23 protein-coding genes are annotated in these 23,516 nt (G+C 69.9%); 5 read left to right on the top strand and 18 right to left on the bottom strand.

The features are described 5' to 3' along the window. Positions 1-175: 175 nt before the first annotated feature. Together cobU and AC3EO7_RS19040 are read right to left on the bottom strand one after the other, a co-directional pair. Entirely contained in the window at positions 176-727 is a 552-nt protein-coding gene (gene cobU / locus AC3EO7_RS19045) for a bifunctional adenosylcobinamide kinase/adenosylcobinamide-phosphate guanylyltransferase (protein ID WP_435591932.1), read from the bottom strand. A 65-nt stretch (positions 728-792) separates the two neighbouring features. Further along, positions 793-1,767, bottom strand: a complete 975-nt coding sequence (locus tag AC3EO7_RS19040) for a helix-turn-helix domain-containing protein (RefSeq protein ID WP_431963410.1) — start codon at positions 1,765-1,767, stop codon at positions 793-795. An 86-nt stretch (positions 1,768-1,853) separates the two neighbouring features. On the opposite strand from AC3EO7_RS19040, the gene AC3EO7_RS19035 reads away from it, so the two are divergent. Next, positions 1,854-2,009, top strand: coding sequence for a hypothetical protein (locus AC3EO7_RS19035; protein ID WP_431963412.1), 156 nt, complete (start codon positions 1,854-1,856; stop codon positions 2,007-2,009). Between the two features lie 85 nt (positions 2,010-2,094). Here the strand turns inward: AC3EO7_RS19035 and AC3EO7_RS19030 are convergent, their stop codons facing one another. Beyond that, the gene (locus tag AC3EO7_RS19030) at positions 2,095-2,766 is read right to left on the bottom strand and encodes a DUF3043 domain-containing protein (protein WP_431963414.1); all 672 of its coding nucleotides are present in this window, start codon (positions 2,764-2,766) and stop codon (positions 2,095-2,097) included. Positions 2,767-2,955: 189 nt separating this feature from the next. Between AC3EO7_RS19030 and AC3EO7_RS19025 the strand changes: the two genes are divergently transcribed. Next, entirely contained in the window at positions 2,956-3,306 is a 351-nt protein-coding gene (locus AC3EO7_RS19025) for a HesB/IscA family protein (protein WP_067785873.1), read from the top strand. An 806-nt stretch (positions 3,307-4,112) separates the two neighbouring features. Then, entirely contained in the window at positions 4,113-5,081 is a 969-nt protein-coding gene (locus AC3EO7_RS19020; RefSeq protein WP_435591931.1) for a carbohydrate kinase family protein, read from the top strand. 114 nt (positions 5,082-5,195) lie between these two features. Here the strand turns inward: AC3EO7_RS19020 and AC3EO7_RS19015 are convergent, their stop codons facing one another. Both AC3EO7_RS19015 and asnB read right to left on the bottom strand, forming a co-directional pair. Further along, complete coding sequence (locus AC3EO7_RS19015) at positions 5,196-5,615, bottom strand: CBS domain-containing protein (RefSeq protein ID WP_431963418.1); 420 nt, start codon at positions 5,613-5,615, stop codon at positions 5,196-5,198. A gap of 143 nt (positions 5,616-5,758) precedes the next feature. Continuing rightward, on the bottom strand, positions 5,759-7,702 hold the full coding sequence (gene asnB / locus AC3EO7_RS19010; RefSeq protein ID WP_431963420.1) for an asparagine synthase (glutamine-hydrolyzing): 1,944 nt from the start codon (positions 7,700-7,702) through the stop codon (positions 5,759-5,761). A 437-nt stretch (positions 7,703-8,139) separates the two neighbouring features. On the opposite strand from asnB, the gene ctaC reads away from it, so the two are divergent. Both ctaC and AC3EO7_RS19000 read left to right on the top strand, forming a co-directional pair. Continuing rightward, positions 8,140-9,192, top strand: coding sequence for an aa3-type cytochrome oxidase subunit II (ctaC, locus tag AC3EO7_RS19005; protein ID WP_435591975.1), 1,053 nt, complete (start codon positions 8,140-8,142; stop codon positions 9,190-9,192). 13 nt (positions 9,193-9,205) lie between these two features. Further along, a complete protein-coding gene (locus tag AC3EO7_RS19000; protein WP_431963422.1) occupies positions 9,206-9,622 on the top strand; it encodes a cytochrome c oxidase subunit 4 in 417 nt (138 codons plus the stop codon). A 60-nt stretch (positions 9,623-9,682) separates the two neighbouring features. Here the strand turns inward: AC3EO7_RS19000 and AC3EO7_RS18995 are convergent, their stop codons facing one another. The 13 genes from AC3EO7_RS18995 to AC3EO7_RS18935 form a co-directional block, all read right to left on the bottom strand. Further along, on the bottom strand, positions 9,683-10,513 hold the full coding sequence (locus tag AC3EO7_RS18995) for an SDR family NAD(P)-dependent oxidoreductase (RefSeq protein WP_431963424.1): 831 nt from the start codon (positions 10,511-10,513) through the stop codon (positions 9,683-9,685). Between the two features lie 121 nt (positions 10,514-10,634). Continuing rightward, positions 10,635-11,912, bottom strand: coding sequence for an FAD-binding oxidoreductase (locus AC3EO7_RS18990; protein WP_431963426.1), 1,278 nt, complete (start codon positions 11,910-11,912; stop codon positions 10,635-10,637). Between the two features lie 184 nt (positions 11,913-12,096). Continuing rightward, positions 12,097-13,662, bottom strand: coding sequence for an alkaline phosphatase D family protein (locus AC3EO7_RS18985; RefSeq protein ID WP_435591930.1), 1,566 nt, complete (start codon positions 13,660-13,662; stop codon positions 12,097-12,099). A gap of 346 nt (positions 13,663-14,008) precedes the next feature. Further along, complete coding sequence (locus tag AC3EO7_RS18980) at positions 14,009-15,589, bottom strand: ABC1 kinase family protein (protein ID WP_431963430.1); 1,581 nt, start codon at positions 15,587-15,589, stop codon at positions 14,009-14,011. A gap of 85 nt (positions 15,590-15,674) precedes the next feature. Beyond that, a complete protein-coding gene (locus AC3EO7_RS18975) occupies positions 15,675-16,439 on the bottom strand; it encodes a sporulation protein (RefSeq protein WP_435591929.1) in 765 nt (254 codons plus the stop codon). Between the two features lie 121 nt (positions 16,440-16,560). Further along, positions 16,561-17,214, bottom strand: coding sequence for a phosphoribosylanthranilate isomerase (locus AC3EO7_RS18970; RefSeq protein ID WP_435591928.1), 654 nt, complete (start codon positions 17,212-17,214; stop codon positions 16,561-16,563). 75 nt (positions 17,215-17,289) lie between these two features. Continuing rightward, the gene (locus AC3EO7_RS18965) at positions 17,290-18,012 is read right to left on the bottom strand and encodes a lysophospholipid acyltransferase family protein (protein ID WP_431963436.1); all 723 of its coding nucleotides are present in this window, start codon (positions 18,010-18,012) and stop codon (positions 17,290-17,292) included. Positions 18,013-18,194: 182 nt separating this feature from the next. Next, on the bottom strand, positions 18,195-19,208 hold the full coding sequence (locus AC3EO7_RS18960; protein WP_431963438.1) for an ROK family protein: 1,014 nt from the start codon (positions 19,206-19,208) through the stop codon (positions 18,195-18,197). Beyond that, positions 19,205-20,101, bottom strand: a complete 897-nt coding sequence (locus tag AC3EO7_RS18955) for a hypothetical protein (protein ID WP_488186277.1) — start codon at positions 20,099-20,101, stop codon at positions 19,205-19,207. The genes AC3EO7_RS18960 and AC3EO7_RS18955 overlap by 4 nt, the downstream gene beginning before the upstream one ends. A gap of 1 nt (position 20,102) precedes the next feature. Next, a complete protein-coding gene (locus AC3EO7_RS18950) occupies positions 20,103-21,380 on the bottom strand; it encodes an ArsA family ATPase (protein WP_435591974.1) in 1,278 nt (425 codons plus the stop codon). 44 nt (positions 21,381-21,424) lie between these two features. Next, entirely contained in the window at positions 21,425-21,862 is a 438-nt protein-coding gene (locus tag AC3EO7_RS18945) for an SRPBCC family protein (RefSeq protein ID WP_431963442.1), read from the bottom strand. A gap of 63 nt (positions 21,863-21,925) precedes the next feature. Continuing rightward, the gene (locus tag AC3EO7_RS18940; RefSeq protein ID WP_431963444.1) at positions 21,926-22,321 is read right to left on the bottom strand and encodes a polyketide cyclase / dehydrase and lipid transport; all 396 of its coding nucleotides are present in this window, start codon (positions 22,319-22,321) and stop codon (positions 21,926-21,928) included. A 29-nt stretch (positions 22,322-22,350) separates the two neighbouring features. Next, on the bottom strand, positions 22,351-23,478 hold the full coding sequence (locus tag AC3EO7_RS18935; protein ID WP_431963446.1) for a glycosyltransferase family 4 protein: 1,128 nt from the start codon (positions 23,476-23,478) through the stop codon (positions 22,351-22,353). Between the last annotated feature and the right edge of the window lie 38 nt (positions 23,479-23,516).

The raw sequence follows: 23,516 nt of genomic DNA, 5'->3' as shown, positions 1-23,516 counted from the left end.
CCCAATCTTGCCCGGAACGCGTCGCCCGTATCGCACCCACCCGGATCCTCGGCGTCCGCCTCCGCCGTGACCCGCGCCACCGCTGTTTCCCTATCGGGCGGAGTCGGATGGATTCGACGGGAGTGACATGGCGGTTCGACACGCGCTCGCCGCCATTCCTCTCCGGGGCGTACCGCTACTTGAGCCGAACGGGAAGACCCGCGACGACGAGGAACGCTTCGTCGCAGGCCTGCGCGAGGCGCTGGTTGAGGGCGCCGATCTCGTCGCGGAACAGGCGGCCAGAGCGGGTCGCGGGGATGACGCCCATGCCGACCTCCGGGCTGACGATGATCAGCCGGTGCGGATATGCCGCGACGGCGGAGACCAGGGCTTCGGTGTCGGGGGCGACGGTGCCGCGCGGAGAATCCCAGGCGTCGAGCGCGTCGATACGCGCGGTCAGCCAGGTGCCGATGTCATCGACCAAGGTCGCGGCCTCGGGTGCGGGATCGGCGAGAACCGCTGCGGCGTCGGCACTTTCGACCACGCTCCAGTCGGCGGGGCGGCGCTCCCGATGCCGGGCGATGCGTTCGGCGAAGTCGTGGTCGTCCGGATCGGGGACCGAGGTCGCCACGTACCGAACCTCCCCCGTCGCCGCGGCGAGGTTCTCCGCGAACGCCGACTTCCCCGAGCGAGCCCCGCCGAGCACAAGCGTCCGCGGCGGACGCGCGGTTCCGGAATCCTGCGACACGCCAGCACGCTACCAACCAACCGTGTTGCTCGGTCTCTCGCCCGAAGCCCCGGCCGGTGGGCTCCTCAGCCTGTCGGTGAGGCGGCACCGAAGCGTCGGCGGTATTCGGTAGGGGAGATGCCGACCAGGCGCTGGAAGTGGTGGCGCAGCAGCGCGCCGGAGCCGAAGCCCGCGCGGGCGGCGATCTGTTCGAGGCCCTGTTCGGTCTCTTCGAGCAGGTGCTTGGCGTAGAGGACGCGCTGGTTGGTGAGCCATTTCACCGGGGTCGTTCCGGTCTCCGCGGCAAAGCGGCGGGCGAAGGTGCGCGTGGACATCGTCGAGCGCGCGGCCAGCTCGTCGATGGTGTGCGGCAGGTCGAGGTTCTCGCCCATCCACTGGAGGGTCGTCGAGAGGCTGTCGGAGGTGCAGGCGGGGACCGGGCGTTCGATGAACTGCCGTTGCCCGCCGTCGCGCTGCGGCGGCACGACCATGCGGCGGGCGATGCCGTTGGCCGCGGCGCTGCCGATCTCCCTGCGCACCAGGTGCAGGCAGGCGTCGATGCCCGCGGCGGTGCCCGCGCTGGTGATGAGGTTGCCCTCGTCGACGAAGAGCACGTCGGGGTCGACGGTGGCGGACGGGTAGCGCTCGGCGAGCTGATCGACGTAGCGCCAGTGCGTGGTGCATTTGCGTCCGTCGAGCAGGCCCGCCGCGCCCGCGACGAACGCGCCGGAGCAGACGGTGAGCACGATCGCCCCGGCGTCCGAAGCGCCGCGCACGGCGTCGACGATCCGCGGGTCCAGCCCATCCGAGAGTGCGGTGGCCGGGGCGGCGGGGACCGCCACCAGGTCGGCCTCGAGGAGTTCTTCCAGTCCGAACTCGGGGGTGATCGTCACGCCGGGCGTGGTGGCACGTAGCGGCTTGCCCGGTTCCGCCCCGCAGACCTTGAAGTCGAAGCCGGGCAGGCCATCGGCGGTGCGGTCGAGCCCGAAAACCTCGCAGACTACGCCGAACTCGAACATGGCGAGCTTTTCGAACAGCACGACGGCGACCTTCGACAGCATGCCCCGAGGGTACCTGGCCGGATTTTTGCGAACAATGTCTTCGCTGCCACTTTCGGCGGAAAATAAGTCAGCGCAAAATTTCTGCCATGCTGACTCTCCTTCTCCTCGCGACAGTCATCGTCGCCGTATCCCTCTTCTTCGCTCGCGGTCGCGGACTCGCCGGATCCACCCACGTGACCGACCGGGACGCGCAGCGCCTGCGGGCCGAGTTGAACGCCATGCGCTTCTCGCACCACCGCTGAAACGCGAAACGGCCGTCCGTGGCAAGTGCCACGAACGGCCGAACTCGGACTCTCGGATCGATCGCTGCTCGCGACCGATGAACTTCTACACCGCGTCGCCTGCGCTGACCCGCGGCTTCGGCGCCCGCATCTTGCGGATCTGCGAGGCGCGGACGAAGGCGTACCAGCCGAGCCGGAAGCCGGTGTCGGTGGTGTCGGGGAACCGCTCACGGACCCGGTTGTTCACGATCCGGCCGAGGATGACGCCCTCGATGATCATGAACAGCATCATCACCAGCATGGCCAACGTCACGATGGTCTGCAGGCCGGGTGCGGCGAACATGGACATGATCAGCACCAGCGCCATCGGCATGAACAGGCCGACCAGGTTGCGCCTGGCGTCGACGAGATCGCGCACGTAGGCGCGGACCGGGCCCTGATCGCGCGGCAGGAGGTACTTGTCCTCACCCGCCAGCATCCGGGCCCTGCGATCCTGGACGGCGAGCTTGCGCTCGGCACTGGCGGCCTTGCGCTCCTCCTTGGTGCCGCGGGTGGCCTTGCGGCGCGCCCGCGCTTCCTTCGCGGTCAGCGGTGCGGGCGCGACCGGTCCGCGCCGTTTGCCTTCCGCGTCACGACGTTTCGGGGTGGGACGGCCCTTGCCCGGGGTGACCGGGGGAGTCGTCTTGGTGGTGATGGCGGTCGAGCCGCCGTTCGCGTCCGCCGTGGTGTCGGCGGTCGCGTCGGTGGTGCTGGACTCGCCGCGACGGAACAATTTCACAGCAACCAGGCTATTCGATGCGCCAGCCAGCCGGAAATGCGGTCGTAAGGAGGGCTGCGCAACACCGAGGTTGTGTCAACGCGCGAGGGGCCGAGTGGCAAGATGGGGAATAGCAGCCCGCTGAGTGGTGTTGACTCCACGAGCCGTGCGCTGTTCACGGGTTGACCACAGCTGTCCTTAGGAGAGTTCATGACTGTGCCGAACGAGACGACCACCCACGGTGTGACTCTGACCGATGCCGCCGCCTCGAAGGCCAAGGCGCTGCTGGATCAGGAGGGCCGCGACGACCTGGCGCTGCGCATCGCGGTGCAGCCCGGTGGTTGTGCGGGCCTGCGCTACCAGCTCTTCTTCGACGACCGCTCGCTCGACGGTGACCTGACCGTCGACTTCGGCGGCGTCACCCTGGCCGTCGACCGGATGAGCGCTCCCTACGTCCAGGGCGCCTCGATCGACTTCGTCGACACCATCGAGAAGCAGGGTTTCACCATCGACAACCCGAACGCCACGGGTTCGTGCGCCTGCGGCGACTCCTTCAACTGACCCGCCACAAGGCGTAACCTCCACCTCCGCTGAGGGGCCGTGCGCGGCTGTCGACGACTGTGTCGGGCCGCGCCGACCGGGTGTATCTGCGCCTCTGCGGCCGTACACGGAGTGTCGGCTAGCTGCGGCTGCGCTGTCTGGATGACCTCGCGCCTCGGCTCCGGCCGTGCGCGATCTGTTGACGGACGGCATCCCGGCCGCACGGACCGCACCGTCGCCCGCACGGACTGTCGACGGACCGCATTCGGCTGAACCCGATCAGGCGTACCTGTGCTTCCGCCGTGCGTGGTCTGGTTAGCAGCCTGCCGTCCGGCTGCGTTGGCACATACGGGCCTGCGGCTCCGCTCCGGCCATGCGCGGCTGTCGACGGACGGCCGCGCCCACCGGGCGTATTTACGCCTCCGCGGCCGTACACCGATTGTCGGCCCGCTGCGACTGGCTGACTGGACATATCTGGCGCCTCGGCTGGACGTGCGCGATCCGTCGATGGACCTGCTCCCGGCCACGCAGACTTCGCGTACCTGCGCCGGTCGCACGGACCGTCGACAGACCGTATTCGGCTGAGCCGACCAGGCGGACCGCCGCCTTCGCTGCGTCCTTTGGTCGTGTGAAGTCTGTCGACGGTCTATGTCAAGCTGCGCTGACAAGGCTCCTCTTCGTCTCCGCTGTGTCCAACCGCGGACCGTCGATGGTCTGCGCCGATTGCGTCGATGCCTCTGGAGCACCCGGTGGATCGGCTACGGTGGGAACGGGGATTTCGATCTCCCCTCACCGCCTGCCGCCTACCGTTGAAGGGGCCCAGCCTCGTGTCTATCGCCGTGTCCGCGTCCATCGCGACCGACCACCTCATGCGTTTCCCTGGACGGTTCGCCGATGTGCTCCTGGCCGATCAACTCGATCATGTTTCGCTGAGCTTCCTCGTCGACGATCTCCAGATCCGCCGCGGCGGTGTGGCGGGCAATATCGCCTACGCCATGGGCGTGCTGAATCGCACGCCGCTGCTGGTCGGCGCGGTCGGCGCCGATTTCGCCGACTACCGCGCCTGGCTGGAGCGGCACGGCGTCGATTGCTCCACGGTCCACGTCTCCGATCGCGCGCACACCGCACGCTTCGTCTGCACCACCGACGACGACATGGCCCAGATCGCGTCCTTCTACCCCGGCGCGATGAGCGAGGCCCGCGACATCTCCGTCGCCGAACTGGCCGAGACCAGGCAGCTGGATCTGGTGCTCGTCGGCGCCAACGACCCCGAGGCGATGCTGCGCCACACCGAGGAATGCCGCGAGCTCGGCATCCCGTTCGCCGCCGACCCCTCCCAGCAGCTCGCCCGTCTGGACGGCGACCAGGCGGTGCGCCTGATCGACGGCGCCGCATACCTTTTCACCAACAAGTACGAGTGGGCGCTCCTACTGCAGAAGACCGGCCTGAGCGAAGACGAGATCGCCAAGCGGGTCGGCATCCGGGTCACCACCCTGAGCGCCGACGGCGTGCAGATCGTCGACAAGGACGGCACCGAGGTCCACGTCGGCGTGGTCCCCGAGCGCACCAAGGTCGAGCCGACCGGTGTCGGCGACGCCTTCCGCGCGGGCTTCCTGACCGGCCACACCGCCGGACTGAGCCTGGAGCGCTCCGCCCAGCTCGGATCGCTCGTCGCGGTGCTGGTGCTGGAGACCATGGGCACCCAGGAGTGGGCGCTCCACAAGGACGAGGCGCTCGAGCGCCTCACCGAGGCCTACGGCGCGGAGGCCGCGGCCGAGATCAAGCCGCTGCTCTGAGCCGGTTGCGACGCGGTAGTCACCGGAGCCCTCGGTCCATCTGACCGGAGGCTCCATGGCGTCGGCGAAGCGCGCGGAACCTCGATCGGCCCGCACAGGACGCGCGCGGGCTCGTCAGGCCGCGGCGTGGGCGCGGACGAACTCGCCCAGCTGCGCGGAGTCGAGGTGATCGACCAGGTCGTTCTCGCTGATCGTCCCGACCAGCCTGCGGTCCTCGACGACCGGAATGTGGCGCAGGTGATGGCTGTTCATCTCGTCGAGGACCTCGCGCAGGTCGGCGCGCGAGTCCACCCAGCGTGGCGTGCCCGAGAACAAGGCGCCCACGGTGGTGCGATCCGGCGGCAGACCCGCCGCCACGCACTTCAACGCGATGGCGCGGTAGGTGAGGACTCCGGACAGGCGGTCGTTCTCGTCGTCGCCGACGACGAGGACGTCGACGCCGTGTGCCGCCATCATCCACGCCGCGTTCTGCACGGTTTGTTCCGCGGAGATCCACTGACCCCCTCGCCGCATGACGTCCTTCGCGATGGTCACGACCCGTACCTCCTCGCTGATCAGCTGGATCGGTCGTCACCCATTGTCGCGCTGCTCAGGCCCGATAGCGCCGCATCGATCGACCGAATACGACTCGCCACCCCCGGCCGATCGGCCGGGGGTGGCGAGTCGTATTCGGGTCTTTACAACGAGACCGGGTAGACCGGCTCCTGGATCTCCGGCTTGATCCGATCCTCGACGAAGATGCCGTGCCAGACCATGAAGACCAGTAGCGTCCACAGCCGCCTGCTGTGGTCGGACCGACCGGCGCGATGGTCGTCGAGCATGGTCTTGATGGCGGCCTTGTCCAGCAGGTGGTCGGTCTGCGAGTCGGCGATCTGCACCTGCGCCCAGTCGTAGAGCTCGGTGCCGCGCAGCCAGTGCCGCAGCGGGACCGGGAAGCCGAGCTTGGCGCGGTGCAGCACGTGCGGGGGCACGATGCCCTCCAGTGCCTGGCGCAGCGCGTACTTGGTGGTCTCCTTGGTGATCTTCTGCTCGAAGGGCAGCTGCTCGGCGACCTTCAGCACCTCGGAGTCCAGGAACGGCACCCGCAGCTCGAGCGAGTTGGCCATTGTCATCTTGTCGGCCTTGACCAGGATGTCGCCGCGCAGCCAGGTGAACAGGTCCAGGTGCTGCATGCGGGCCACCGGGTCCCAGCCGCGGGACTGGGCGTAGATCGGGGCGGTGACGTCCTGATGGGTCCACTCCGGGCGGAACTCGCGCAGCACGGCGCGCAGCTGGGCGTCGTTGAAGCTGCGGGCGTTGCCGTAGTAGCGCTCCTCCAGCGTGAGCGAGCCGCGGTGCAGCAGGCTCTTCCCGCGGGTGCCGTCCGGAATGCGGTCGGAGAGCTTGCCCGCCAGCTTGCGCAGCCCCTTCGGCAGGTACTCGAAAGGCTCGAGCGACAACGGTTCCCGGTAGATGGTGTATCCGCCGAACAGCTCGTCGGCGCCCTCGCCGGAGAGGACGACCTTGACGTGCTTGCGCGCCTCCTTGGCCACGAAGTACAGCGGAACCAGCGCCGGGTCGGCCACCGGGTCGTCCAGGTACCAGACGATCTCGGGGATGGCGGCGGCGAATTCCGCGGGCGAGACCACCTTGACGATGTGGCGGGCGCCGATCGCCTCGGCGCTCTCGGCGGCCACGTCGACCTCGGAGTAGCCCTCGCGCTCGAAGCCGGTGGTGAAGGTGATGAGCTTCGGGTTGTGCCGCATGGCGAGCGCCGCGACCGCGGTGGAGTCGATGCCGCCCGACAGGAACGACCCGACGGTGACGTCGGCGCGCATGTGTTTGGCGACCGAGTCCTCGAGCGCCGCCGCGATCTCGCGGTAGCGGGCGGATTCCGAACCCGGCGTGAACGGGCGCACCCGGAAGCCCGGCCGGAAGTAGCGGGTGAGCTTCGGCTCTTCGCCGGCGCGGACCGTCGCGTAGGTGCCCGACTCCAGCCGCCGAATGCCCTTGTGCAGCGTCTCGGGCTCCGGCACGTATTGCAGCACCGTGTAGTGCTCCAGCGCGCGCGGGTCCAGCTCGTCGGAGGACCGCAGCGCGGGCAGCAGGTCGAGCAGGCTCTTCTTCTCGCTGCCGAAGGCGGTGCCGCCGGGGCCGGTGGCCAGGAACAGCGGCTTGATGCCGAACGGATCGCGGGCCAGGAACAGCTCGCTGGTCTCGGTGTCCCAGATCGCGAAGGCGAACATGCCGCGCAGCCGCTGGACCGCCTCGGCGCCCCAGTAGTGGAAGGCCGCCACGATGGCCTCGCTGTCGCCCTCGGTGGCGAACATCTTCCCGTCCGGGAACTCGGCGCCGTGCGCCGCCGCCAGTTCCTCGCGCAGCTCGATGTAGTTGTAGATCTCGCCGTTGAAGGTCAGCGCGTAGCGCTCGGGGTTGTCGGCGGGACCCCAGCGCAGCGGCTGGTGCGAGTGCTCGATATCGATGATCGAGAGGCGGTTGAAGCCCAGAACCAGGTGGTCGTCGTGCCAGGTGCCGCGCTCGTCGGGGCCGCGGTGGCGCATACAGTGCAGCGCGTTGTAGACCTGGTCGACCACGTCGGATGTCGCCGCGTCAGATGTCAGGAATCCGAGCAGTCCGCACACGGTGTCGGCAACCTCGTTTCTCCGGTGGGGGACGCCGGCTGGCGGGCGTCCGGATGGCTGGGGGTGCTGCGGCGCGCGCCACGCACACCGCCGGCCGAAATGTTGTGTCCGAGTATGCCGCACGCGGGGGATCCGCGCGCCGCGCGCGTCCTGTCCTGCGCGGATGCGCCGGTGGCCGCCCCCGCTCCCGCGCCTGTGGAGTGTCGAATGCGACCCGACGTCAATGAGGACGCCGGTTTGGTCTACGCTGCGTAGTACTCAGGCCATTCTCAGGCGGCGCGTGCGCGGAGTCGGATGCCCGCCGGGACGGCCTGACATGAGCTTGAAAAGTGTCGTCAGGGCGGATCGCGGCCCGGCGGCGCACTGTCGGAATGTGTGGCGACCAGGAAGGCGTGAGCGTGGCGCACAAGGCGAGCGAAGAGATCGGGGCACGACCCGTGAAGGGTCGGCAGGGCCGCGTCCTTCGGCGGGCCGGGCTGGCGGTGTCCTTGGGGATCACCGCGGTGCTCGTCTCGGGCTGCTCGATCGACAATGTTTGGCTGCGGTTCGGCTGGCCCTCGGGTATCACGCCGCAGGCCACCCGGATGCGGGAGCTGTGGACCTGGTCGGTCATCGCCGCGCTGGTGATGGGTGTGCTGGTCTGGGGTCTGACCTTCTGGACCGTCGCGTTCCACCGCAAGAAGAAGGACTCCCCGGAATTCCCGCGGCAGACCGGTTACAACGTGCCGCTGGAGCTGACCTACACGGCGATCCCGTTCGTCATCATCGCGGTGCTGTTCTACTTCACCGTGGTGGTGCAGAACTACGTCCACGAGAAGGTGGACAACCCGGACGTGACGGTCGACGTGACCGCCTTCCAGTGGAACTGGAAGTTCGGCTACCGCGAGGTCGACTTCAAGAACGGCTACCAGTTCAGCGGCATCGACTCCGCCCGCGAGGAGGCCGCGCAGGCCCAGCTGGAGGAGTACGAGGAGCGGACCAAGGACGGTCACCCGCAGCCTGGCCCGGTGCACGGCAAGCCGGAGAACGACATCCTCTCCTACCTGCACTACGACACGGTCGAGACCGTCGGATCCAGCAACGAGATCCCGGTCCTGGTGCTGCCGACCGGCAAGGTCATCGAGTTCCAGCTCGCCGCCGCCGACGTGATCCACGCCTTCTGGGTGCCGGAGTTCCTGTTCAAGCGCGACGTGATGCCGAACCCGAAGGAAAACCACTCGGACAACGTCTTCCAGATCACCAAGATCGAGAAGGAAGGCGCGTTCGTCGGCCGCTGTGCCGAGATGTGCGGTACCTTCCACTCGATGATGAACTTCGAGGTCCGCGCCGTCTCGCCGGAGAAGTTCACCCAGTACCTCGACGCGCGTCGGGCGGGCAAGACCAACGCCGAGGCACTCGAGGCGATCGGTGAGTCCCCCGTCGCCACCTCCACCCGGCCGTTCAACACCGACCGCACGGTCAAGAGCGCGGCCGCGCCCGAGACCAAGTGAGGACTGATCTGACATGAAGATCGAAGCGCGCATTTTCGAACTGCTGACGGTGTTCTTCATCATCGTCGGCATCGTGTACGGGTTCTTCACCGCCCAGTCGCGCACCGGCGTCGAGTGGGCGGGCACCACCGCGATCGTGCTGACCGCGGGCCTGTCGCTGATCATCGGTACCTACTTCCGGTTCGTCGCTCGTCGTCTCGACCTGCGTCCGGAGGACTTCGAGGACGCCGAGATCGTGGACGGCACCGGTGACCTCGGCTTCTTCTCGCCGGGTAGCTTCTGGCCCATCACCCTGGCGGCCGCTGGTTCGGTCACCGCGCTGGGCCTGGCCTTCTTCGAGCCGTGGCTGATCGGCGTCGGCGTGCTGTGCGTGCTCGCCGCGGCGGCGGGCCTGGTGTTCGAGTACCACCTCGGCCCCGAGAAGCACTGAGACCACACACGAAGCGCCCCGCCGGAAACCGGTGGGGCGCTTCGCCGTTTCCGGGGTGCGTCAGAATCCGAACGCGTGGCGCAGGCGCGTGGTGGAGCGCGGCGCGGCGCCCGCCAGTTCGCGCAGCCTGCGGGCGAACCGCGGGTGCGCGTCGTCTCGGTCGGTGAGGGCGGCTGCCACGGCGCGGGCGGCCTCGGCCGGATCTCGCTCGTATTCGTCGGCGAAGTCCGGGTCGTCGGTGTGCAGTGCCGGATAGTCGATCGCGGTGACGTGGACGCCGCTCGGTCCCAGCTCGGCCTCGGCGCACTCGGCGAAGGTGGTCCACGCCGCCTGAGAGCTCGCGTAGGAGGCGAAACGGGCGGCCGCGGCGGTGTTGTGGTGCGCGGGGCCGACATTCACGACGTGGCCGGAGCCGGAGCGGATCATCGCCGGGAGCAGTCCGAGGGTCAGTCGCAGCGGCCCGAAGTAGTTGGCGGCCATCATGCGCTGGTAGTCGCGGAAACGGTCGAGCGATTGCGCGACGGGGCGGCGTACCGGGCGGCCCGCGTTGTTGATCAGGACGTCGACGGCGCCGAACTCCGCGAGCACCCAGGTGACCAGCTGGTCGACGTCGCCGAGCGCGGACAGATCGCAGCGGAACCAGTGCGCCCGGCCTCCCGCGGCGACGATCGCCTCGCAGGCGGCGATGAGCTGATCACCGCGCCGGGCGACCAGGAGCAACTCGGCGCCGTGCTCCGCGAGCAGCGCGGCGGTGGCGCGGCCGACGTCGGAGCAGGCGTCGGTGACGAGAATCCGTTGGTCAGCGAGGGATTGGGCGTCGGGCAGGTCGGCGCGCGGTGCGCGCAGCTTGCGTTCGACGAAACGGGCCGGGGCAGGGCGGAATTCGAGCATCGATACAGCCTTCGCATCGGATGACATGCTGAACTGACCCATCGACACCCCGCCGACAGTGCCGAATCGGCCACGGCCGCCGGGTGACAGCTATCACCCAGTGACCGCGGCGCGACACAGTTTAATCGGCCGACTCGTAGCGCATGGCGTGTTCGGACGCGCAGATCTCATCGATTCCGGCGACGATGTCGCGCAGCAGCTCCGAGGGCAGCGCGGACGGACGCAACCGGCAGGTGAAGGTGATCAGGCCGTGGTCCTCGGCGGGCAGGCTGCGCGCGGCGGCCTCGTCACGCAGGTAGCTGGAGCGCACGCCGTAGGTCATCGCGGAGATGACGGTGAAGCAGCCGGTGCGCTCCCGGTGTCCGGAGAACAGGTCGTGTAGCCGGTAGAACACCGAGGCGTAGGTCGACAGCGGCGCGAAAATGCCCACGCGGTAGGCGGGTCCACGCTCCGAGGAGCTGATCACCGTGTCGGCGAGGTATTCCGCGTCGCGCAGCGTGAGCACCTTGGGAGCGAACATCAGCGCGCCCGCCGCGGCGTTGCGCACCGGCATGCCCGCCTTGCCGCCCGCGTGCGAGGCGATGGCGCCCAACGACTTCCGGGTGCGGGTGCCGACCTCGCGGCGGGCCCGCAGCGAACGGGTCGGCGTGGTGGGGTAGAGGCTGGACCACTGACCGAATCGCACGGTGCCGAGCTGCACGTGGCCGGTGCCGACCGGTCGCGCCACCTTCAGCGGCGCGGTGTCGACCCAGCGGCCGACCTGCAACGCCGCGTTACCGGGGTTCGCGATCTCCGTGTGCGCGTGCTCGACGAAGGAGTCGAAATCGAGGAACCGGTCGGCGTCGGTGGTGAGCCAGGTGTGGTCCTTGTCGATGTCGACGGCGTCCAGGGTGAGCGCGGTGATGATGCCCGCGCGCCCGCCCGCGCCGAGGATGCGGTGGAACCGCTCCGTGTGGTGGTTGCGCCCGCAGGTGCCGATGCGCCCGTCCGGGTCGACGTATTCCAGATCCACGATCTGATCGATGAACAGGCCGTACCGGTGCGAGGCGCTGCTCACGCCGCCGACCGAGGCGAAGCCGCCGGCGGTGATGTCACGGTGGTCGCCGACGACGGGCAGGCCGAGTCCGTGCGCGCCGAGGCGGCGATCGATGTCGGAGAGCTTGGCGCCTGCCTGCACGCGGACGGTGCGACGGCCGAGGTTGATGTCGAGCACCGAGTTCATCCGGCGCAGCGAGACCACGGTGCGCTGATCGGGCAGTGTCAGGCTGTCTTCGATCGGCTCGCCGCCGCGGACCGTGAGGCGCTCCGCGCGACCCCGTGAATTCCGCACGGTGCGAACGACATCCGCGGTGTCACGGGGTAGATATTCTTCGGCGGAGACAGTCTGCGGCGTGCTCATGGCACGGTAGCTAACCACAGTCTGGCGCTCGGTGCGTACCCGAAGTCGGAGGCTCTTTACCCGCACCCGGACAACCCCTTGTGACCTGCGACGATGCCGATGTCGCCCGCCCCCGTGACCAGGGGCGTGGACGCGCGGCGGGCCGCCTCGGCGAGCACGCCGCGCACCGGCTCTCGATTCCCGCTCAACGGCCCGGCGCGGGCAGGCGCTGACTGAACAACACCGCGCCCGTCGCGTCGCACAGATCCACCGTGAGTTCCGCGGTGCGGCCATCGATGCGGACCTCGCCGAAATGCTGATAGGCGCCGTCCAGCGGCGAGGTGTTCGGCGCGGGCGGCGCGTGCACGAAGACCGCCTCGGGACCGAACGTGGGGTCGAGCTGGTTGGGGCCGAAGGCGCCTGCGTTGAGCGGTCCGGAGACGAACTCCCAGAACTCGTCGAAATCGGTGAACGCCGCGCGCTCGGGGGAGTAGCGGTGCGCCGCGGTGTAGTGCACGTCGGCGGTCAGCCACAGCACGCCGGTGACCCGGTTCGCTTTGATCGCCGAAAGCACCTGCGCGATCTCGGATTCGCGGCCCGAGGGCGCACCGGGCGCGCCGTTGGCCGGACCCTCGAAGGCGGTCTTGCCGTCCGGGACCACCACGCCGAGCGGCAGGTCGTTGGCGACGATCTTCCAGGTGGCCCGTGACTCGCGCAGGCCGTCGATCAGCCATTTCGTCTGTGCCGCACCGAAGATCCTGCCCTCGGGCGCGGTGTTGGCGCCGTTGGCGTCCTTGTAGGTGCGCATGTCGAGGACGAACACGTCCAGCAGCGGGCCGTACGAGACCTTGCGGCACAGCCTGCCGTCGACGGCCTCCTTCGGGTCGAGGGGCATCCACTCGTGGAACGCCTGCCATGCGCGAGTGGCGAGGGTGTCCATGCTGCGCTCGGTGTAGCCCTTGTCCGCGGCGACGGTGCCGCCGGGGTACCAGTTGTTGACCGTCTCGTGGTCGTCCCACTGAACCAGTTGCGCCACCACGGCATTGAACCCGCGATAGTTCCGGTCGGACAGGTTGTAGGCGTACTGGCCGCGGAACTGGTCGAGCGTCTGGGCGACCGCGCTCTTGGCCTCGGTGACGGTGTTGCGCCAGATCCGGCCGTCAGGCAGGGCGACCGACTCCTGGAGCGGGCCGTCGGCGTAGACGACGTCGCCGGAGTGCAGGAATAGGTGCGGGTCGCGGGCGGCCATGGTCGAGAAGATCCGCATCCCGCCCAGATCGGGGTTGATCCCGTAACCCTGCCCCGCGACGTCGCCCGACCACTGGAGCTTGATGTCGGTCGGACCGGTCGGCGCGGTGCGGAACACGCCGGTCAGCGGCTCGGAGGTGGCGCCGTCCTCGGCTTCGAGGGTGACGCGGTAGTGCACCAGCGAGCCCGAGGGCAGTCCGGCGACGCGGACCCGTCCCGTGCCGTCCGCGTCGGGCGTGAGCAGCGGACCGGTGAAACGGCGTGCGTCGGTGAAGGATTCGGTGGCGGCGGTCTCCACGATCAGCGTCGCGGGCCGGTCCGAGCGAGCCCAGATCAGCGCGCCGTCGGAGCGCGGGTCGCCGACCGCGACGCCGTGCGTCAGGTTCGGCCGCTGCCGGACCAGGACGGGTCCGTCGTCGGCGCCGCCGCAGGCGGCAAGCGCGGGCCCGGCCACCAGACCGAGCGCGGACGTGCGCAGCAGGGTGCGCCGGGAGACACCGAGTGCCGGACCGCTGTGTGCCATGGTCGCCACCCTCACTCAGTCACGTCAACGCCGCGTGAACGGCCGCTGTCGGTCCGACCAATTGACCGGACCGCCCGCGGCATCCCGGTGAGACGGTCCTCGCGGCGATGCGCTCACCGGGATGGCGATCCAGCTCTGGAGCCGCACGTGGAACCTCCGCCGCCGAACCTGGGCGCACGACTTGCGAGCGCGCCGATGGCCGCAACCGGCCCGCGCGGCCGACGGTCGCTTCAGGACCGGGCTGCCGCGCGGCCGTCACGTGCCGGATTCGGCTGCGCGTCTCGGCTTTGCGGTCGATTGGGCTCGTGCTGGTATCCGGGTCGTGCGCTCGGCTACGTGGTGGGGTTCAGTGGCCGGGTTCGGCCGGTCGGTTCGTCGTCGGCGCATCGCTGGTGATGGCCCGTTGCGCATTGGGTTCGGTTGCGTGGTCGCGCGCCAGGGAGTCGGCGGCCTTCGGCGCGAGTGTGAGCCGGGCGCTCGGTTGGGCGGGGTTCAGGCGGCGCAGCGGTTCGGTCGGATTGTCCGGCGGCCATGGCGAACCCGCGTCGTCGAGTCCGAGCGCGGCGATCACGTCGGGGAACCAGCGGGTGCATTCGGTGCGCAGCGGCAGTTCCGGCTGGAGCTGCGACATCACGCTCACACCCGCAAGGAACGTCCGCAGCATCGGGGTGTGCTCGGCGGGCATGGTCAGCTGCCGGATCACGTTGGACAGGCTCAGATCCACTGTCGCCGAGACGCGTTTGCGCAACCACTCGGTGGTCAGGCGGAAGGTCGGGTCGAGCATGGCATCACGCATCGGCGCCAGCTGCTCGAGCACCGTGTGACTGTCCAGCGCGCGATCGGGCCCGACGTAGCCGCGCCGACGGATCGCCGCCTCCAGATCGGTCGGGTCGTCGGTCAGGATCGCCTGGGCGATATCGGTCAGCGCGTCGAGGTAGCCGGGCGGGAACGGCGCGCACGCGCCGAAATCGACGATCCCGAGCCTGCCGTCGGGCATGATGCGGAAATTGCCCGGATGCGGATCGCCGTACAGCAAACCGGCTTTCGTCGGGCCGGACAGCAGGAAGCGCAGGACGAGCAACCCGATCCGGTCGCGATCGAACGGCGCGCCCTGCACGAGCATCCGCGACAGCGAGACGCCGTCCAGCCATTCGGTGATCAGCACGTCGCCCTGCTGCGCCACCACTCCGGGCACCACGAAATCGGGGTCGTCGGCGTAGGCGGCGGCGAAGCTGCGCTGATGCGCGGCCTCGATCTCGTAGTCGAGTTCCTCGCCGATGTAGGCACACAGCGCCTCGATCACCGCGCGGGAATCCGCGCCGGGCAGCAGCGCGGTGAACAGGGGAGCGATCTGGCGCAGCGCCTGCAAATCGCTGAGCACAGCCTCGCGCGCGCCGGGATACATGACCTTCACGGCCACCCGGCGGCCGTCGCGCCATACCGCGCGGTGCACCTGGCCGACGGAGGCCGCCGCCGCGTGCCGGTCCTCGAACTCCAGAAACAACGTCCGCCAGTGCGGGCCGAGCTGGGCAGCCAGCGCCGAATGCACCATCGGGGGCAGCATGGCGGGCGCCGAATCCTGCAACTGGTTGAGCGCGTCGCGGTACGGCGTGGCGAAATCCGCGGGCAGCGCGAGCTCGTACAGCGACATCAGCTGCCCGAGCTTGGCCACGCAGCCCTTGAGCTCGCCGAGCACGTCGAACAGGTGCTGGGCGGTCCGGGCTTGGATCTCGCGGTTCACCTCGTCCGCGGGACGGCCGAGCATGCGTTTGCCCGCGCCCGCGACCCGCCTGCCCGCGAACGCCACCGGTAGTCCGGCCAGCTTCGTGGTGCGGGCGAGCCGGCCCGTCGGCGGATCGCCGGCGGGCTCGGCGTCGACACGCCTGGGCAGCTTCAGAATTCGACCACCGGTGTCGCGGCGGACCATGCTCACCTCACTCGCACGCCGAGCAGACCACCCCTACCCGTGGTCCCGCGTCGACGTTGTGCGTGACAAGGCTACCAACGCGGGCTCAGTGCGCGAGCCGCGCCAGGCGATGATGCAGTTCGCCCGCCCAGTCGACGCCGCCGAGGCGCTGGTAGTCGACCCACAGCGCGTCGAAGACGTCGCGGCCCTCGGAGATCCAGCCGCCGCGCTTGTCCGCCTCCAGCACCACGCTCATGCCAGTCTCGGTGGCGACGAAGGTGACCTCCAGCTGGTTCAGCCGCGGGTAGTGCGGTGAGCCCGCGAACTCGATCTCCTGATAGAACGGCAACGTCTGGGGCGTGTTGTGCACCCGGCCCGCCTCCACGTCGGCGCTGCGCAAGTGAAAACCCAAGCGCTCCACAGCCTCCAGCAGCACGTGCTGGGCGGGCAGCGCGCCGACCCCGATCGGGTCGGTGTCGGCGGCGTCGACCGCGCCGTGGATCTCGACGATCGTGCGCAGCGAGACCACCGTGCCCGGCAGGTGCCTGTCGTTGTAGAACGTGATCGGCGTTTCCATCGGCGCGCGCGCCGCGAAGCGAAAATCCAGCACGGCGCCGGGCGGCAGGTGCAGCGGACCGTGCACCCCGGTGCGCCCGAACGCGATGTCGCGCACGGCTTCGTGGTCCTCGTACTCCTGCTCGGCCCTGGTCACGAATTCCACCGCGATGTGCGCGATGTCCTGCCCGACCTTCCCGCCGCGCAGCCGCACGACGCCCTCGACCGTCCCGCCGGGCTGCACCCCCGGAGTGAACAACTCGGTCTCGACCTCGGCCCCGCCGACCCCCGCCGCCGCCAACAACTTCTTGAACATGCCCGCAGTCTCCCCGCCCAGCCCTGTCGACACCTTGGCGTTCGCTTACCGTGTGACCAACGTCATCGGCGGTCTCGTAGGAGGTCTCGCAGGGCCCGACGCCGCTGCGACCCTGTGCGGGTCAGGCGCGGTGGGCGGTGGTGACGAACTCGGCGCAGGCTTCGGGGGATTTGTCGCCGGAGGGGTGTTCGACTCCGCTGTTGACGTCGACGGCGAAGGGGCGGACCGTGCGGATGGCGTCGGCGACATTGGCCGCGTTCAGGCCGCCCGCGAGGATGACGGGGCGGCCGAGCAGGCGCAGGTCGTCGACGATGGCGGCGCTCACGGACCAGTCGTGGGTGCGGCCGGTGCCGCCCAGGCGGTCGTCGGTGCGTGAATCGAGCAGGACCGCATCGCAATCCGCCGCGGCCGCGCGGGCGGCGTCCACGGCCTCGGGACCGGTGACGTGCACGGCCCGGATGATCCGGTGGACCGAGGCCGAGCGGACCTGCCGAACGGTCTCGGCGGTCACTAGGCCGTGGATCTGAACGGCGTCCACGCCGACGCGTTCGGCGAGCTCGAGGATTGCCGCGGCGCTCTCGAGATGGGTGACCAGAACCCTGGTGACGAACGGCGGCGTCTGCCCGGCGAGCCAGGCGGCCCGGTCGGCGTCGAGCGCGTCCTCGCTGACGTGGGTGACGCCCGCGATGAATCCGACCGCGTCGGCGCCCGCCGCGATCGCGATCCGCAGATCGCTCTCGGACCTGATTCCGCACAGCTTCGCACGCACCGGCACCGGGGCAACGATACCGTCGCGGAAACGAGAACGGCCCCGGGACCTTTGGTGGTCCCGGGGCCGTTCTGGGAAGAATCAGCTGGCCGCGGTGTCGGGGATGCGGGCGGCGTCGGGCTTCGAGCCGGAGGGGACGCCCTTGAGGCTGTGGGCGTAGACGTCGACGTATTCCTGGCCGCCCAGTCGCATGAGCTCGTACATGACCTCGTCGGTGACGGCGCGTTCGACGAAGCGGTTGCCGCCCATGCCCTCGTAGCGGGAGAAGTCGATCGGCGCGCCGAACTTGATGGTGACCTTGCGGCGGCGCCACTTGAAGGGGCCGGGCGGGGAGACCTCGTTGGTGCCGATGACCGCGACGGGGATGACGGGCACGCCGGTCTCGAGCGCGAGGCGGGCCAGGCCGGTCTTGCCCTTGTAGAGGCGGCCGTCGGGGGAGCGGGTGCCCTCGGGGTAGAGGCCGACCAGGCGGTTCTCGTCGAGCAGCTTGCGCGCGGCGTTCAGCGCGTCCTCGGCGGCGTCGGCGCCGCTGCGGTCGATCGGGTACTGGCCGGTGCCGCTGAAGAAGAACTTCTGCAGACGCCCCTTGAGACCGGGGGTGTTGAAGTATTCGGCCTTGGCCAGGTAGTTGATGCGCCGCGGGCTGGTCAGCGGGGCGAACAGCCAGTCGGCGAAGGAGAGGTGATTACCCGCCATGATGGCCGGCCCGTCCGCCGGGATGTTCTCCACGCCTTCGACCGTGGGCCGATTGTAGAGATGAATGAACGGTCCCAGCAGCACGAACTTCAGCAGCCAGTAGAACATGACGTCCTTCCCCCGGGACCGGGATAGTAGCGGGCAACCTGCGTCAGTTGCCGACTTTACCGCTGGTTCTAGATCACATCCAATTGCAGCGGTGTATCTCACCACAATCGGATCGTCGCAGGTCCCGAAGGCCCCTCCGCGACGGCCTTATTCGAACGGATGTGCCCGTGCGCGCGGACGCGTCAGCGCCCGCTGCGCGCGACCCGCGACGAGCGCCGCCCCGGCTCCGCGAGCACGGCGCGCGCCAGTTCGGCGGCGCCGATCATGCCCGCCGCCTCACCGAGCTGGGTGGTGCGGATGCGGGCCAGCGGCCGGTGTCCTGCGCCCGTGACGGCGCGGGCGTACTCCTCGCGCGCGTCGTCGAGGAACAGCGGAGCCGAACTGCTCACGCCGCCCGCGATGACGACGAGATCGGGGTCGAAGATGTCGCTGACGAACGCCAGCCCGAGCCCGAGCCAGCGCGCGAAGTCGGCCATCGCGGCGAGCGCGACGGGGTCGCCGTCCTGGGCGGCGCCCGCCACCCGCCTGCCGGTGAGCGAACCGGGATCGCGGGACACCTCTCTGGCCAGCACCGTCGAGCGGCCGGGGTCGGTGGCCAGCAGCTCGATCGCGGTCTCGGCGAGCGCGGTTCCGCTGCAATACCTTTCCCAGCAGCCGTGTTTGCCGCACGGGCAGACCCGGCCGTGCGGGACCACTTGCAGATGGCCGAGTTCCGGTGCGACGCCGTGCGTGCCCCGGTAGAGCGTGCCCTCGATGAGCAGCGCCGCGCCGACGCCGGTGCCGATCGCGACGAGCACCACGTTGTGCCCGCCCGCCGCCGCGCCGAACCGGTACTCGGCCCACACGGCGGCGTTGGCGTCGTGCTCGAGGATCACCGGGAGGTCGAGACGCTCGGTGAGCCGCGCCGCGACGGGCGCGTCTTTCCACGGCAGGTGCGGGGCGAACCGCACGGTGGACCGGTCGCCGCTGATGAAGCCCGCGACGGCGAGACCGACGGCGCCGATCGGGTGGCGGCGGCGCAGTTCCCGCACGGCACGGTCGAGGGCGTCCTCCAGGGCGCGCTCGCTGTGCGGTGTCGGCGACTGCACGGTGTCGAGCACCTCGCCGTCGCCGTCCACCACCGAGGCGCGAATGTTGGTGCCGCCGACGTCGATACCGACGGTCAGCGGGAGCGCATCTGCCACCGGGTGTGTCATGCCTTGATCGTCACGGGGATACCGACGTACCCGGGCCGCTTGCCCATGAAGCGGGAGTGCCTGGGCTGCTCCGGCGCGTCGGACGCCGCGGTGTGCTGATCCTCCGGGCGTGCGGTGCCGGTGTACTGGTCGGCCGGGCGTGCGGCGTCGGTGCGCTGGTCGGCCGGGCGTGCAGAGCCGGTGCGCTGGTCGTTCGAGCGCGCAGAGCCGGTGCGCTGGTTGGCTGGGCGTGTGGCGTCGGCGCGCTTGTCGGCTGAGGGCGCGGCGCCGGTGCGCTCATCGGCCGGGCGTCCGGCGTCGGTGCGCCGCGACCTGTGGTCGGAGCGGGAGCCGTCTCCGCGCTGGTGACCGGCGTGGTCCTCGTCCTGGCTCCGGACACCCGAGCGAGCGGCGGTGTGCCGATCGGTCGAACGGGCCGGATTGCCGTGCCGGTCATCGGAGCGGGACGCACCACGACCACCCGGCCCAGCCCCGGCATCGTGCCGGTCGGCCGTGCGCGAGCCGCCGTGTCCGTCACGCGACCTCGCCGCATCGGCGGTCCGATGCTGCGCGCCACCGGACCCCGGATGCCGGTGCCGCACATCGGTTTCCAGATCGTCGGTGGGCAGCAGCGGATCGACCGGCACCCCGGCCAGCGCCTCGCGCAGCACCGTGACGATCGCGGTGCCGTGATCCGCGATCGCCGCGACCACGTCGTGGTGCTCGCCGCGCACCAGCGCGGCGGCCGCGCACACCGGGCACCAGCTGCACGCAGGCCAGTCCGGCTGACCCTGCGCCGCGCTGCGCCGCAGCACCGGTTCGACGCGTTCGAGCACCGCCTCCGCGAGCAGCTTCAGTTCCTCGGCGAATTCGCCGATCCCGTCGCCGGGCGAGGCCGACATCCCGTGCTCCATCTCAGCGACCCTCTGGCGTCAGCGGCCATACGTCCGGATCCGGGCGGAAACGCACGACCAGGTAGCCGCTGTCGAGTTCGGCGTCGTCGACCGCACACCGCCGCAACACCGGCGCCAAGCGCACCCGGCGCCGCACCCCGTCCGCACCCACGATCAAATCGTCCTCCACTCGTCCCAGTCGCAACGTCGCCGGATCGACGACGGGCAGGTGCATCCGCATCGCGTACACCGAATGCAGACCCGTGCCCGATTCCAATCGAACCACCGGTTCACCGGAACGTGCGTGAACCTCCGCTGGATTGTCGCCCAGCATAAATGCCGTTCCCGCGTCTGACGCGCCGGAATCGACCGCGTAGGAAAGCGCTTGGAGCGAACCGAGACCCACCGGCTCCGTGCCCGTGTGCTGGGCGATCAGCACCGGGATGTCGCGCATGGCCTTTCGAAGCCCCTCGATCACGTCGAACTGCTCCGCGCGCCGGTTGTGATACCAGTGCACGGCGGGATGGACGGCCTCGGGCGGACCGGACGGTTCCGGCATCGGCGGCAGCACCTTGTTGACGATCACCGCGTCCAGCCGCAGCCCCAGCAGCGCGGCGGCCGAGCGCACCCGCTCGGACTCCGCGAGCGCGACCCGTTCGGCGACGGTGACCAGCCGCGTGCCGGTGCGGCGGTGGTCGGCGAGCAGATCGCGCACCTCGCCGACGGCGCCGACGATCCGATCCACCGTCGCCGCGAGCACCGCCCGCCGCAGATCGGTGCCGATGGTGCTCATCGCTCGCGCGTGCGGAGGCCAGATCCGTTCCAGATAACCGAGCAGGGTGTCGGGGGCGGTGACGATGCGCAGCATGTCCGCCGAGGGCGGGCAGTCCACGACGATGACATTCCAGTCGTTCTCGTCGGCGAACTGCGCGATCTCCACCAGCATCAGCAGTTCCTGCACGCCGGGCAGGCCGGTCAGCTCGGCGGGGTCGAGCGCGGCCAGGTCGATGCCGTGGTCGTGGGTGTGCGCGCCGCCCACGGACAGCATTCGCGTCACCTCACGGAACCGATCCTCCAGCAGCGCCAGCGAATCCACCTCGATGACGTCGAGTCCCGGCAGCACCCTGGCGATTCCGGTCACCGTCCCCGGATCGTGCGGGAAACGGAAACCGAGCGCGTCGCCGAGCGAATGCGCCTGGTCGAGGGAGGCCAGCAGGACGGTGTGCCCGGCGCGGGCATAGGACATAGCGGTCGCGCAGGCCAGCGTGGTCTTGCCGACGCCGCCCTTGCCGACGTACAGCTCGAGCCTGGTCGGCTCGCGCCGGCCGGGCTTCTGCTGCCCGGTCAGCCTTCGACCCGCTTCTTCAGTTCCTTCAGTGCGGTATCGGTGATGACCTTCTCGGCCTTGCGCTTGAACATGCCGATCATCGGGATGTTGAGATCCACGGTGAGCTCGTAGATCACCTGCGTGCTGCCGTCGGGCTGCTCGATGAGTTCGTAGGTGCCGTCCTGCGCCTTCTGCAGCTCACCGCTGATCAGCTTCCAGCTGACCGCCTTGTCGTCGGCGCGCCAGGTGTAGGTCAGCACGTAGGTGTCCTTGACGACGCCCGCGTCGAGCACGAAGCGGGCCGTGCGAGCCCGGCCGTCGGGGCCCTTCTCCAGCACCTCGACGGACTTCGCCGCCGAGACCCACTCCGGGTAGGACTCCAGATCGGCGATGACGGACATCACTCGCTGCGAGGGGGCCTCGATGAGGATCGACCTCTGGGTCCGGTCGGCCATGGTGGTCAACGATTCCTTTCGGTGTCGAATGGCCGCGCGGGCGCGGCGGCGCCGCCTCGGTGCTCAGCCTGCCGTCGTCGCGGCGGGCGTCACCCCGGCCGGACGGCCCGCCTCGAGCCGCGCCTTGATCTCGAACGACATGTTCTTGCCCGCGACCCGGCGTGCCCGGTTGGCGGCCGACAACTCGCGCGGTGACATCCCTTCGGCGCCCCGCGGCTCGCAGTGCAGGAAGTAATGCAGGATGACCCCGTCGAGCGCGGGCTCCAGCCACACCTCCATGGTCCCCGTCAGCGCGCCGGACACCGACCAGCGAATTCCCTTGTCGCCGCGGTCCTCCCGCACGTCGAGGGTGAGGTCGGGCCACCACTGGCGCCATTTGTCGGTACCCTCGAGCACCTGCGCGACCGCCGCGCCCGAGGCGGCGACGAACGTCTGGTCCGCGACCTGAATACTGCTCACACCGCTGAGCGTAGTTGATCGGGGTTCCCTCAGCGGAGGAGGTGGCGCAGGCGCGCGCCGAGGGCGTCCCAGCGCCAGTTCTCCTCCACCCAGGCGCGGCCCGCGGCGCCCATGGCCGCGGCGGCGTCACGGTCGGCGAGGATGTCCACCAGCGCGTCGGCGACCTCGGTGACCTTGCGTCCGTCCACCACCCGGCCGGTCTTGCCCTCCAGCACGGTTTCCGGCGCGCCGCCGGAACGGCCCGCGACCACGGGAACGCCGCTGGCCGAGGCTTCCAGGTACACGATGCCGAGGCCCTCGACGTCGAGACCGGCGCCGCGGGTGCGGCACGGCATGGCGAACACGTCGGCGATGGTGTGGTGCGCGGCGAGCTCGGCCGAGGGCACCCGGCCGGTGAAGACCACGCTGTCGGTGACACCGAGCGCGGCGGCGAGACCGCGCAGCTTGTCCTCGTAGGGCCCGCCGCCTGCGATCACCAGCACCGCGCCGTCGACCCGGTCGCGGATCTCGCGCATCGCCGCGATCAGCACGTCCTGGCCCTTACGTGGAACCAGCCGGGACAGGCACAGGATGGTCGGGCGGTCGCCGAGCTCGTAGCGCCTGCGTAGCTCGGCGCGCGCCTCGGGGTCGGGACGGAACATGTCGGTGTCGACGCCGGGCGGCAGGTATTCCAGCGCCGCGTCCGCGCCGAAGGCCGAGGCGAACCGGCCGCGGGTGTACTTGCTGACGTAGGTGACGACGTCGGTGTGCGTGCCGATCGCGCTCAGCGCCTGTCGCGCGCCGGGCAGCATCGACCAGCCGACCTCGTGCCCGTGCGTGCTGGCCAGAATGCGCCCGGCGCCCGCTCTGCGCAGCCGCGGCGAGAGCAGGGCCAGCGGCGCCGCCGCGCCGAACCAGACGGTGTCGCACTTCTCGTCGCGCAGCAGCCGCGCGGCCCGGCGCAGGACCAGCGGCGTCGGCAGCATCAGGGTGGTGGGATGGCGAACCACCTGGAACTTCTGCTTGGCATCGAACTTCAGGTGCGAGTCACCGCGCCAGCGCGGCGCGTAGACCACCAGATCGTCGGGCGGTAGCTGTCCGGCGAGCGCCTGGAGATACGACTGGATACCGCCCGGCCGCGGCGGGAAATCATTGGTAACCAGCAGAGTTCGGGCCATGGGGGACAACCTACTTGGTGGGATCGGCGCGGCGCCGC

The organism is Nocardia sp. bgisy118 (assembly GCF_057708605.1).
This window is presented reverse-complemented; position numbering and strand designations above follow the sequence as displayed.

Bases quoted from the DNA above. Each gene is read 5' to 3' on its own strand.
- AC3EO7_RS19000 (WP_431963422.1), top strand. From the start codon at position 9,206: ATGAAGATCGAAGCGCGCATTTTCGAACTGCTGACGGTGTTCTTCATC.
- AC3EO7_RS18975 (WP_435591929.1), bottom strand. From the start codon at position 16,439: ATGTTCAAGAAGTTGTTGGCGGCGGCGGGGGTCGGCGGGGCCGAGGTC.
- AC3EO7_RS18980 (WP_431963430.1), bottom strand. From the start codon at position 15,589: ATGGTCCGCCGCGACACCGGTGGTCGAATTCTGAAGCTGCCCAGGCGT.
- AC3EO7_RS18965 (WP_431963436.1), bottom strand. From the start codon at position 18,012: ATGTTCTACTGGCTGCTGAAGTTCGTGCTGCTGGGACCGTTCATTCAT.
- AC3EO7_RS19035 (WP_431963412.1), top strand. From the start codon at position 1,854: ATGCTGACTCTCCTTCTCCTCGCGACAGTCATCGTCGCCGTATCCCTC.
- AC3EO7_RS19040 (WP_431963410.1), bottom strand. From the start codon at position 1,767: ATGCTGTCGAAGGTCGCCGTCGTGCTGTTCGAAAAGCTCGCCATGTTC.
- AC3EO7_RS18945 (WP_431963442.1), bottom strand. From the start codon at position 21,862: ATGGCCGACCGGACCCAGAGGTCGATCCTCATCGAGGCCCCCTCGCAG.
- AC3EO7_RS18955 (WP_488186277.1), bottom strand. From the start codon at position 20,101: ATGGAGCACGGGATGTCGGCCTCGCCCGGCGACGGGATCGGCGAATTC.
- AC3EO7_RS18960 (WP_431963438.1), bottom strand. From the start codon at position 19,208: ATGACACACCCGGTGGCAGATGCGCTCCCGCTGACCGTCGGTATCGAC.
- AC3EO7_RS18990 (WP_431963426.1), bottom strand. From the start codon at position 11,912: ATGAGCACGCCGCAGACTGTCTCCGCCGAAGAATATCTACCCCGTGAC.
- AC3EO7_RS19025 (WP_067785873.1), top strand. From the start codon at position 2,956: ATGACTGTGCCGAACGAGACGACCACCCACGGTGTGACTCTGACCGAT.
- AC3EO7_RS18935 (WP_431963446.1), bottom strand. From the start codon at position 23,478: ATGGCCCGAACTCTGCTGGTTACCAATGATTTCCCGCCGCGGCCGGGC.
- AC3EO7_RS18985 (WP_435591930.1), bottom strand. From the start codon at position 13,662: ATGGCACACAGCGGTCCGGCACTCGGTGTCTCCCGGCGCACCCTGCTG.
- AC3EO7_RS18995 (WP_431963424.1), bottom strand. From the start codon at position 10,513: ATGCTCGAATTCCGCCCTGCCCCGGCCCGTTTCGTCGAACGCAAGCTG.